This window comes from Caulobacter sp. (assembly GCF_035254145.1).
GTDB lineage: Bacteria > Pseudomonadota > Alphaproteobacteria > Caulobacterales > Caulobacteraceae > Caulobacter.
This window is the reverse complement of the sequence record NZ_DATFAV010000175.1, coordinates 1-10,274: the sequence shown is the minus strand read 5'-3', so window position 1 is coordinate 10,274 and position 10,274 is coordinate 1. Positions and strand designations below refer to the sequence as shown.

Sequence of the window (10,274 nt, the reverse complement as noted above, 5' to 3'; positions counted from 1 at the left end):
CCCGACGGCAACAATATCGAAGCCGTTCACCATGGCGATGCGCAGCGTAGCGCGCCGTCAGTGGTGATCGATTTCTAAGGATCCCGTGGAGGCCCATGGGTCCGCTTCGATCCTTCGCAGCCATTCGAAGCGGCGGCTTTTGAAACATTGGTCCGGCGAGCGATCCGGACAGATAAACACACTGCCTGGAAGCAATCTTTACGCACTTTTCCATGCTGCTCAATTTAGAGTAGCTTCGCGGTATGCTAGGGTTGCCGGCTTCAGTTGCGTTCTTCGAGGTACAGGCTTCGGCTCCGACGGCGACGGCGACGGCGACGGCAGCGCGAAGCGCGCAACCGCCAACCAGCAGCGCGGGGGAGCCTACGGTCGTCCTGGACGGTTTGACGGTGATGGCTCGGCGCGGGGCCGCGGGCTTCGCCCCGGATCGAGAGTTCTCGCCCGCTGAAATCGATGCGCTGGGCGCCGATGATATCGGTGACGTGGTTGGGAAACTGAACGCGGCCGTCGGCGGACAAACCCCTCCGGTCGTCATCATCAATGGGCAGCGTGTCGCCGATCCGGAAGCCTTACTGGTCTTTCCGCCGGACGCGCTCGCGCGCGTCGAGGTTCTGCCGCCCACGGCGACAGCGATCTATGGAGACGGTGATCCGACCCGGCGCGTGCTCAACGTCGTCTTGCTGCGGCGCTTCGACAGCTACGACGCCGCCGAAGGCGTGACGTCGTCGACGAGCGGCGGCTACCAGGCTCTCTCTGGCGAACTGAAGCGATCGCGGATCGTCGAGGCCGACACCAGCCAGCTTCGACTACAGGCCCGAGGCAATTCAGGGCTTAGCGCCTCGGATCGCCCGGACTACTTGCAAGACCATCCCGGCAGCGCCGCCCTTGACCTAAGACCCCAGGTCCGGCGCGTGGCCGCCGATCTGTCCCTGACCCGGAGCCTGGGAGACTGGCGCGGCGCGTTCCGAGGTGGCGTCCAGGCGCAGCGCAGTCGCTTTGTCGTCGGGGCGGATGGACGGTTCATCGCCAATCGCAACAGCAGCGCGGCGCTCAACGGCAAGGTCAGCCTGAGCGGCAACCTATTGAACTGGTCGGTGAGGTCGTCGCTGTCAGGATCGCTTTCGCGCTTCTCGACGGAGGGGGCGACACCGGTTCGATCCAATGAGCGATCGATGACCCTGGACACGTCGGTCAACCGCAATGTCCTGACGCTGCCGGCAGGTCCGGTCGCCTTGGATCTGTCAGGGCAGGTGTACAGGTCACGATCCCTGTCGGCCGGCGCTAATGCCAGGACGTCCTTGCACGGCCGAACCGGGACCGTCGGCGCCGACCTGTCGATCCCGCTGACCCGCGCGGTCACGCCGGGCGAGGGTGGCGGCCGGTTTGGACCCTCGTTTCTGAAACTCGGCGCGAGCCATCGCGCAGCCGACGCCGGCAGTGGCGACAACCTGACCCTCGGCGCGTTCTGGTCGCCCCTCAAGGTCGTCAGCCTCAATGGCGCCTGGGTCCATGCGACCGAGGCGCCCACCGACCTACAGCGCTTCGCCCCGCTCACCACCGGCCAGGCCATAGTCGTCCATGACTTCCGGACGGGGCGGTCGGTCACCGTGACGCCGTTGCTCGGCGGCAATGCGAGCCTGCGCTCGGCCACGCGCGACATGACGTCCCTCGGCGTCTCGGCCGGACCGTTCACGACGTGGCGTGTTCTTGCCGGCGCCAGCGTCCGTCAAGCACGGCTCGCGCGCGAAATCGGCGCGCTGCCAATGCCAACTTCGGACATCGAGGCCGCCTTTCCCGAGCGCTTCCGACGCGATGACGCTGGAGACCTGATCAGCATCGATCAGCGGCCGATCAACATCACCTCTAGCTCGACACGCTTGCTCACGGGCAACCTGTCGATATCGGCGCCGGCGGATTCAGCCCTTGTGGGATCGGGCGGGGCGCTGCAGCTGTCCTTGAGTTATTCCCTGCGCCTGAACGACACGACGGTCATCCGGGACGGCCTATCCAGAATGGATCGCCTCTCGGGCGATGCTGGCGGCGTCGCGCGACAGGAGTTTTTCATAGGTCTCGATGCGCGGCGCGACCGCATGACCCTGAACCTCGCCGGCCATCGGCAAAGCGGCTATCGCCTTCGGCAGATCAGCGGACAGGACGGTCCTGGCGATCTGGACATCGGAGCCTTTTCCATGATCGACCTGAAGCTGGGCTACATCGTCATCATGGCGGGACGCGGCGCCGAATCCGCGCGCCGCAATCAAGGCCTCACCGTCAATCTGGCCGTCGAAAACCTTCTGGATCGACGCCCGGAGGCCCACCTGACAGATGGCCGTGTTGCGCCAGGCTACGGGCGAGACGACCGTGACCCGGTTGGCCGGAGCGTGAAGCTAGAGCTGCTTCAACGCTTCTAGGCGCGAAAAATGCGGCGGCTCTCAGAAAGCGTCATTTTCTATATCTAAGGTTGTGTTTTCATATTAGTCAATCAAAGATATCGTCATTCGCTTTAGCTTCCAAGCTGAGCTGCTCTCTCTGTGGGCGAGTTGTTCGCCTGCTCAATCGGGAGTTCGTAAAATGCGCAAGATCGGTCTTTTCGCCGCCACGCTGGCTGCCGTCGTCGCCGTCGCTGGCGCTGCCTCGGCCGCGCCGAACGGTACGTTCACCATCAACAACAACAGCTCCGACACGGTGAACCGAGCCGCGAACTCCTTCAGCTCGTCCAGCATCCCGTTGTCGATCAACGCCTCGAGCAGCGACATCGGCTTCGCCTCGACCTCGGGCACCATGTCCGGCACGGTGATCTATACGAACGCCGCCGGCATCGGCTGTTCCTTCACCACGCTCGTGTACCTGTCGGGCGGCAGCTACACCTTCTCGCTGTCGGCCGCGCCGTATGGCGCCGGTTCGACCGCCACCTGCACCTACACCACCAGCTACCGGAACTCGTCGACCGGCGCTTTCTCCGCCAACTGGAACATGTCTGGCTTCTAGGTTGAAACCATCGGTAGCAATGCAACATTAAGACGTGGGGTCTCATCATGCGGCCCCACAGTTTAGTAGAGGCCGATCATGGAAATCTCCTCGTCTTCGCCTGTCGCGCCCCAACCTTTGACGCAGCAGGCCGCCGCGCCGCAGGCAGCCCCGTCGGAAGGCTTCAAGAACCAGGACCGGTTCAACGAACTGATCGGCAAGGTGAACAACAGCTCCGGTTCCTATTCGGAAAGCGAGCAGATGGACGCATGGACCGCCCTGCACGACATGGCTGTTTCGGGCGGCCTCGTGGGCATGGGTGCGGAGAACAACAAGCTCTACAATGAGAGCGGAAACTCGGCCATTTCGCAGAAAATCAAGCAGATCGGCCAGAGCTACACACTGGCGATGATGGCGGGGCAGCAGAGCGGCGGAGCGTCTGGCGCAAAACAAGCTGCTCTGAACTTTTTTGATAAGCAGAGCGCGTCCAACCAGGATGTCCTCTTCCGCGGCCGTATCAATGGCTCCGAGATGAGCGGCGCCAAGCCCTTCGCCGACGTCAACAGCTGGCGCGACTCGATGCTGGCCGGGATCAGGCTCGATCAGTTCATCGAGAAGTCCTCGGCCGGCGGAAACCAGAACGAGAAGGCCGCGGCCAACTCCAAGCTTGCCTCCGCGCTGAAGCTGTCGGAAGCCAAGACGCAAGACGCCAGCTGGATGCAGCAGATCGCCGACCTTCTTGGGCAGCGCGATCCGATCGAGGATAAAGTCGATCTGTCCGACGAGGCTAGGCGCGCCGTGGGCGCGCCCGCTTCGTCAAACCAATCGCCGAGCGCGCAGGGTTATGAATCTGGGTCGATTGCTTCGAAGCGAGTCTAGATCGACAGATCCGACGCGGGTGCGAAGGTCGCCCTGGCGAGAAGCGGTGCGCGGAGGTCTCCCTTCGGGGCTTCGCGAGAGTTCGATTGCCCACCCGTTGCAGACCACCAGCATGTCTGCTTCCGGCGCTGGCGACGGGTTTTGTCGATTGCAGTCTATTCCCGCCACAAGGGCGGGAATGACGGAACTAGGGTGAAAAGGGCTCCCCTACCGCCCCGCCTCCGTCCATCCGCCGCCCAGGGCCTGATAGAGCGCCACGGCGTTCTGCAGCCTGGCCTCGCGGACCTGCGACAGCGCAAGTTCCGTCGCCAGCAGGCCGCGCTGGGCGTCCAACTCCTCCAGATAGGCGACGTAGCCGGCCTGATAGCGCTTGCGGGCGTGGTCGAGGGCCGAGGCGGCGGCGGCGCGCTGGCGCAAGGCCGCGTCCTCCTGCTCGGCCAGGCGGCCGGTTCCCTCAAGCGCGCTCTCGACCTCGCTGAACGCGGTGAGCGCGGCCTTGCGATAGGCGAAGGCGGCCTGGTCGCGACGGGCGGCGGCGGCGTCGGACTGGGCGCGCAGGCGGCCGCCGTCGAAGATCGGCGCCAGGGCGCTCGCCCCAAGGGTCCAGACCGTCAGGGGATCCAGATGCTCGACGAACAGGCCGCCGCCAGCCGCCGACAGGCGCACCTGCGGCAGGAAGGCCGCGCGGGCGGCCGCCAGGCTGGCGTCGGACGCGGCGAGCGTCGCCTCGGCCTGGGCGATGTCCGGCCGGCGGGCCAGCAGCGACGCGGGCAGCGGCGCGCTGGGCTCCGGGATCACCAGGGCGCCTAGCGTTCCACGGGCCACGGCCTGCGACGTCCGACCGACCAGCAGGGTCAGGGCGCCCTCCTGGCGACGGATCGCCAGCTCCAGGGCCGGGACGCGCTGGGCGGCGGCTTCCAGCTCGCCCTCGGCCTGGCGCAGCTCGAGGTCGGAGGTCACGCCCTCGCGCGCCCGGCGACGAGCGCGGGCGGCGGCTTCCTGGCGCGAGACGAGCGTGGCGCGAGCGGTGGCCAGCTGGGCGTCGAGCGACAGCAGCGCCACATAGGAGCGCGCCACGGCGGCGGACACCGACAGGCGCGCGGCGTCGCGGGCGTCGCGGCTGGCCTGGAGACTGGCGCGGCCGGCGGCGTCGGCGGCGCGCAGGCGGCCCCACAGATCAACCTCGTAGGCGACCTGGACCTGCGGCTGCGCCGCGAGGGTGGTGCTGGGCTGGCCGAAGGCGTTGAGGTCGCGCTGCTTCTGCGCGCCGGCCGACAGGGTGATCGACGGCGCCAGGGCGGCGCTGGCGAGAAGGCTCTGAGCTTGGGCTTCGCGCACCCGCGCCTCGGCCGCGCCCAGGTCGGCGTTGTAGGCGAGGGCGGCGGTGACCAGGTCCGACAGGCGAGGATCGCCGAACGCCTTCCACCAGTCGGCGGCGGCGGCGTCTTCCGAGACGGTGGCGGACGCGCGCCATCCGGCCGGCGGCGCGACGGCGGCCATCGGCGGCGGCGAGGTCTTGGGCCCCGGCGTCGTGCAGGCCGTCAGGACGCCAAGGCCCGTCAGGCCGATCAGGGCGCGGCACATCAGCGGCGGCCCCTGGCGGTGTCGACCTGCGCCTGGACGGACATGCCCGGCCGCAGCCGGGCCAGGTCCGGCTGGCCGGCGTCGAGCACGATGCGCACCGGCAGGCGTTGGGCGATCTTGGTGAAGTTGCCCGTGGCGTTCTGCGGCGGAAGGATGCTGAACTCCGAGCCGGTGGCGGGGGAAACCTGCTCGACCCGGCCGGTGAAGCGCTGGTCGCCCAGGGCGTCGACCGTGACGCTGGCCGGCTGGCCCGGACGCATGCGGCCCGACTGGCGCTCCTTGAAGTTGGCGATCACCCAGCGCTGCGGCGGCACCAGGGAGACGAGCTGCGTGCCTGCGGTGACCCACTGGCCCTGGCGAACGCCCACCTGGCCCAGCTGGCCGTCGGCGGGGGCGGCGACGACGGTGTTGGCCAGGTCGATCTCGGCCAGGCGCAGCGCGGCCTTGGCGGCGGCGACGGCGGCGACCAGGCCCTCGCGCGACACCCCAACCGAGCGCACGTCCTGCCGGGCGATCTCGCGGCCGGCGCGGGCCGAGGACAGGGTCGCCTCGGCGGCGCGCAGGGCGGCGCGGGCCTGATCCCTTTCGCGAAGGGACACCGAGCCGTCGGTGGCGAGGTCGGCGACGCGGGCCATGTCGGCGCGGGCCCGCTCGACCTGGGCCTGGGCCGAGCCGATGTCGGCTTCCCGGGCGAGCAGGGCCGCCTCGCGCGAGGCGCGGGCCTGGGTCGAATTGGCCAGGTCCGCCTCGCGCGCCGCCAGGGTGGCGCGCGCCTGGTCCACGCGCTGGGCGTAGATGCGCTGGTCGATCGTGAACAGCGGCTGGCCCTGGCGCACGGTCTGGAAGTCCTGGGCCGTGACCCTGACGACATAGCCGCTGAGTTGGGGCGCCACGACTGTCACCTGGCCCCGCACATAGGCGTTGTCGGTCCGCTGCGTCGATCCGCCGAACGGGGGCAGCTTCCAGAAGAACAGGATCAGCAACACCACCGTCAGGGTGACGGCCGCGGCGATCAGGATGGCCTGGGCGCTGGGGGGCTTGGGCCTGGCCGGCGGCGGCGCGGCGGCGGCGGCGCGATCTTCCGGTTGGGGCGCGGGGCCAGTCGGCGGAGCGGGCGCGTCGGTCATGCGGTCTCTGGAGCTGGAGCGATGGGGGCGGCGGCCTTCATGCGGAGGGCGAGGCGCGCGAACAGGAAGCCGGCGTAGAGAAACTGCGCCAGGGCGATGACGCCGACCACCAGGAAGACGTCGTTGAAGGCCAGGATGTTGGCCTGCTGCGTCACCTGTTGGGTCAGGAGGGCGCTGGCGTCGGCGGCGCGCAACGCCGGATCGGCCTGGGTCGAGGCATAGACGCCGGCATAGCCTTGCAGCGTCGCCGCGACGGTCGGATCGGCGGCGGTCAGACGTTCGGCCAGACCGACGGCGTGCTGTTGCGTCCGCACCGTCTGCAACGTTCCCAGCATGGCCGCGCCGAACAGGCCGCCCAGGTTCTGGGCCACGCCGAACATCACCGAGAAGGTGATGATCGAGCCCAGGCCCCGGGTCAGCAACTGGCCGATGCCGAACATGAACGAGGGACCCAGGAACATGGCCGCGGCGAAGGCCAGCAGGGCCTGGCTGAAATAGAGCTCGCCGGGCCCGGTCTGGGGCGTGGACCGGGCGTCCAGGAAGGCGGCGAGAGCGATCAGCAGGATCGAGCCCAGGAACTGCGGCGCGAGGGTCTTCTGGTTCAGGGTCGCGGCGCTGATCACGATGCCGGCGGCCGTCGCGGCCAGCACGACGGCGTAGAGCGCGCGCTGCTGCTCCTGGGCGAAGCCCAGCGCCTGCATCAGGCCCGCCGCGCCGACGGTCTGCTCCGACAGGATGACGCGCACCAGGGCGACGTTCAGGCAGAAGCGCAGGAAGGTCCCGGTGGCGACCCAGCGGGTGTCGATCAGCGGGTCGGCGCGTCCATGCTCGATCAGGCTTCCGACCGCCAGCATGATCACGGCGGCGACTAGGCACCAGCCCAGCCACGGCGCTTCGAACCACCAGACGATGCGCCCCAGGCCCAGGACCGCGACGATCAGGCCAAGGCCCCCGCCCAGCAGGGCGAAGGTCAGGGCGTCGACCCCCTCGAACACGTGGATGCGGACGCCCTGGGGCAGGCGGAACAGCCAGACGGCGGCCAGGCAGGCGGCCGCGAGGCTGGCCTCCAGCGCATAGAGGCCGTGCCAGTAGGCCGCGTCCAGGAGACTGGTGGAGATCACCCGGGCCAGCGGCGATCCGAGCTGGGAGACCCCCACGCCCAGCACGAGGGCGCCGATGCGGAACGACGCGGGGAAGGCTTGCAGCATGTAGAACATGGCCAGGGCCGTCAGGGCCGCCGCGCCTACCCCGCTTATGGCCCGCAGGACCAGCGCCATGGCGAAGTTGTCCAGCGCCAGATGGGCGAAGGCCGCCACCGTGTAGAGGCTGAGGAACACCAGGGCGAACCGGCGGATGCCGAACTGCTGACGATATTTCACCAGCAGGAGGTTCATCGAGATGTTGGTCATCACGTAGACGGTGGTCAGCCAGGCGCCCTCCGTGGGGCTGAGGCCCAGCGAGCCCTGGATGGCCGGCAGATTGACCTGCACCAGGGCCGCGCCGAGCGAGCCCGTGACGCCGATCAGCAGGCTGATCAGACCGTGGATGATCCGGAAGCGAGTCGGAAAATACGGGGTCGACGGCGAGCCGGGCAGCATTGGCCGCTCGTGCGGAAGCCAGTCCGGGGTCTGTCCGATCTGTTGGCCGTGCTGCGGCATGGAGTCCCGATCGCGTGCCGAGGTCTTTTACAGCGCGCCGCCTGCACGGCAAGGTTTCGTCTCGGCCGAGCTCACACGTGAGCGCTGATCGCCCAAGCCCCCGGCGCTGTCGCCAAATCATGACCCCTGAATTGGCGTAACGATGCTATTTCGGTCGGATTGGCCCCCGAGGGGCCGCGCAGCGCGGGGGGACACGCATGAGCGCCACTGAAATCCGGACGCCGCCGATCGATCTGGCGTTCTTTCGAAACCTCGTCACGGTCATGGCCGTGGTCGAGATCGCGGGCTTCGTCCTGCAACTGGCCATGGGACGGTCGAGCTTCGGCGCGCCGCTGATCGTACATCTGCACGCGGTGACGTTCATGGGCTGGGTGGCGATCGTTGTCGCCCAGGCCTGGCTGGCGAGCGGCGGGGCCCTGCGCGTCCACCGCACGTTGGGCGGGCTGGCTCTGGTCTGGATGCTGGCGTTGGTGGTTCTGGGGCCGCTGGTGACGCTGGCGGCGGTCCGCGCCGGGCGCACGCCGTTCTTCTTCCAGCCACAGCACTTCGTGGTGGCCAATCCAGCCACCCTGCTGGGCGCGGTCGGCCTGTTCGCCGCCGCGCTCGCCCTGCGCCGTAGACGCGACTGGCACATGCGCCTGCAGGTCGGCGCGTTCACGATGCTGATGGGGCCGGGCCTTGGCCGCATTCTGCCGCTGCCCTTCCTCAAGCCCTATGCGTTCGAGGTCGCCGCCGGGGCGGCGGTGATCTTCCCGCTGATCGGCCTGGCGCGGGACTGGCGGGTCCGCGGGCGGCCGCATCCCGCCTGGTTCTGGACGATCGGCGTGCTGGCCGCGTCCCTGATCGGGGCGCGTGCCTTGGCCTTGTCGCCGGCCGGCGACGCGATCTACGCCGCCGTGGCCTCGGGAGCTCCCGCCGCCCAGGCGGACGGCCGCGCCTTCCCCAAGCCGCCCTTCTAGACCCGGATACAAAAAGGGCCGGCGATCGCTCGCCGGCCCTTGGAGCTCAACCCGCCGAGGCGGGCGCGGGACCTGCGACTACCAGATCTTCACACGATCTTCCGGCGCGACGTACAGCTTGTCGCCCGGCTTGACGTCGAAGGCCGAGTACCAGCCCGGCTGGTTCCGGATCGTGCCGTTGACGCGGTAGTAGCCCGGCGAGTGCGGATCGCTGGCGATCTGCTGCTTGAGGGCGTCGTCGCGCGACTTGCCGCGCCACACCTGGGCCCAGCCCAGATAGATGCGCTGGTCGCCGGTGTAGCCGTCCAGCACCGGGGCGGGCTTGCCCTGCAGCGAGACGTGATAGGCCTCGCGCGCCAGGGTCAGGCCGGCCATGTCGCCGATGTTCTCGCCCATGGTCAGTTTGCCGTTGACGTGCACGCCCGGGAACGGCTCGAACGCCGAGTACTGGGCGCCAAGCCGGTCGGCCTGGGCGTTGAACTTGGCGGCGTCCTCGGCCGTCCACCAGTCGCGCAGCACGCCGTCGCCGTCGGACTTGCGGCCCTGGTCGTCGAAGCCATGGCCGATTTCGTGGCCGATCACCCCGCCGATGCCGCCGTAGTTGATGGCGGGATCCGCGTCGGGGTGGAAGAACGGCGCCTGCAGGATGGCGGCCGGGAACACGATCTCGTTGTTGACCGAGTTGTAGTAGGCGTTGACCGTCTGCGGGGTCATGCCCCACTCGGTCTTCTCGACCGGCTGGTTCAGGCGAGCGACGTCGCGGCGATAGTCCCAGGCGCCGGCGCGGATGAAGTTGCCATAGGCGTCGCCGTCCTGGATCTGCAGCTTGGAATAGTCGCGCCAGTTGTCGGGATAGCCGATCTTGACCGTGAACTTGGCCAGCTTGTCCTGGGCCCTGGCCTTGGTCTCCGGACCCATCCAGTCGAGATTGTCGATCCGTGTCTTCAGCACCGTGCGGATGTCGCCGACCAGGGCCAGCATCTTGGCCTTGGACTCCGGCGGGAAGTAGGCGGCGACATACTCCTTGCCGACCGCCTCGCCCAGCATGGCGTTGACCTGGGCCACGGCCCGCTTCCAGCGCGGACGCTGCTCGGGCTGGCCCG

8 protein-coding genes are annotated in these 10,274 nt (G+C 68.6%); 4 read left to right on the top strand and 4 right to left on the bottom strand.

All coding sequences use genetic code 11. The features are described 5' to 3' along the window. Positions 1-380: 380 nt before the first annotated feature. The 3 genes from VJ655_RS10730 (at position 381) to VJ655_RS10720 (ending at position 3,843) form a co-directional block, all read left to right on the top strand. Positions 381-2,408 carry a TonB-dependent receptor gene (locus tag VJ655_RS10730; protein WP_324111051.1) on the top strand — a complete coding sequence of 676 codons (2,028 nt, stop codon included), beginning with the start codon at positions 381-383 and terminating at the stop codon, positions 2,406-2,408. 160 nt (positions 2,409-2,568) lie between these two features. Beyond that, positions 2,569-2,985: a hypothetical protein gene (locus VJ655_RS10725; RefSeq protein ID WP_324111050.1), complete on the top strand. Its 417-nt coding sequence runs from the start codon at positions 2,569-2,571 to the stop codon at positions 2,983-2,985. 78 nt (positions 2,986-3,063) lie between these two features. Next, entirely contained in the window at positions 3,064-3,843 is a 780-nt protein-coding gene (locus tag VJ655_RS10720) for a hypothetical protein (RefSeq protein ID WP_324111049.1), read from the top strand. A gap of 207 nt (positions 3,844-4,050) precedes the next feature. Here the strand turns inward: VJ655_RS10720 and VJ655_RS10715 are convergent, their stop codons facing one another. Genes VJ655_RS10715 through VJ655_RS10705 form a run of 3 tightly spaced genes read right to left on the bottom strand, consistent with a single transcriptional unit; the run spans position 4,051 to position 8,212 of the window. Further along, a complete protein-coding gene (locus VJ655_RS10715) occupies positions 4,051-5,427 on the bottom strand; it encodes an efflux transporter outer membrane subunit (RefSeq protein WP_324111048.1) in 1,377 nt (458 codons plus the stop codon). After that, positions 5,427-6,554, bottom strand: a complete 1,128-nt coding sequence (locus VJ655_RS10710; RefSeq protein WP_324111047.1) for an HlyD family secretion protein — start codon at positions 6,552-6,554, stop codon at positions 5,427-5,429. Before VJ655_RS10710 ends, VJ655_RS10715 begins: the two co-directional genes overlap by 1 nt. After that, entirely contained in the window at positions 6,551-8,212 is a 1,662-nt protein-coding gene (locus VJ655_RS10705; RefSeq protein WP_324111046.1) for an MFS transporter, read from the bottom strand. The genes VJ655_RS10710 and VJ655_RS10705 overlap by 4 nt, the downstream gene beginning before the upstream one ends. A 197-nt stretch (positions 8,213-8,409) precedes the next feature. Between VJ655_RS10705 and VJ655_RS10700 the strand changes: the two genes are divergently transcribed. After that, positions 8,410-9,171, top strand: coding sequence for a hypothetical protein (locus VJ655_RS10700; protein ID WP_324111045.1), 762 nt, complete (start codon positions 8,410-8,412; stop codon positions 9,169-9,171). Positions 9,172-9,249: 78 nt separating this feature from the next. Here VJ655_RS10700 and VJ655_RS10695 read toward each other — a convergent pair. After that, the coding region (locus VJ655_RS10695; protein WP_324111044.1) for a M13 family metallopeptidase at positions 9,250-10,274 on the bottom strand (1,025 nt) is incomplete at its 5' end.

Coding starts and splice junctions, on each gene's coding strand:
- VJ655_RS10725 (WP_324111050.1), top strand. CDS start 2,569: ATGCGCAAGATCGGTCTTTTCGCCGCCACGCTGGCTGCCGTCGTCGCC.
- VJ655_RS10720 (WP_324111049.1), top strand. CDS start 3,064: ATGGAAATCTCCTCGTCTTCGCCTGTCGCGCCCCAACCTTTGACGCAG.
- VJ655_RS10715 (WP_324111048.1), bottom strand. CDS start 5,427: ATGTGCCGCGCCCTGATCGGCCTGACGGGCCTTGGCGTCCTGACGGCC.
- VJ655_RS10710 (WP_324111047.1), bottom strand. CDS start 6,554: ATGACCGACGCGCCCGCTCCGCCGACTGGCCCCGCGCCCCAACCGGAA.
- VJ655_RS10705 (WP_324111046.1), bottom strand. CDS start 8,212: ATGCCGCAGCACGGCCAACAGATCGGACAGACCCCGGACTGGCTTCCG.
- VJ655_RS10700 (WP_324111045.1), top strand. CDS start 8,410: ATGAGCGCCACTGAAATCCGGACGCCGCCGATCGATCTGGCGTTCTTT.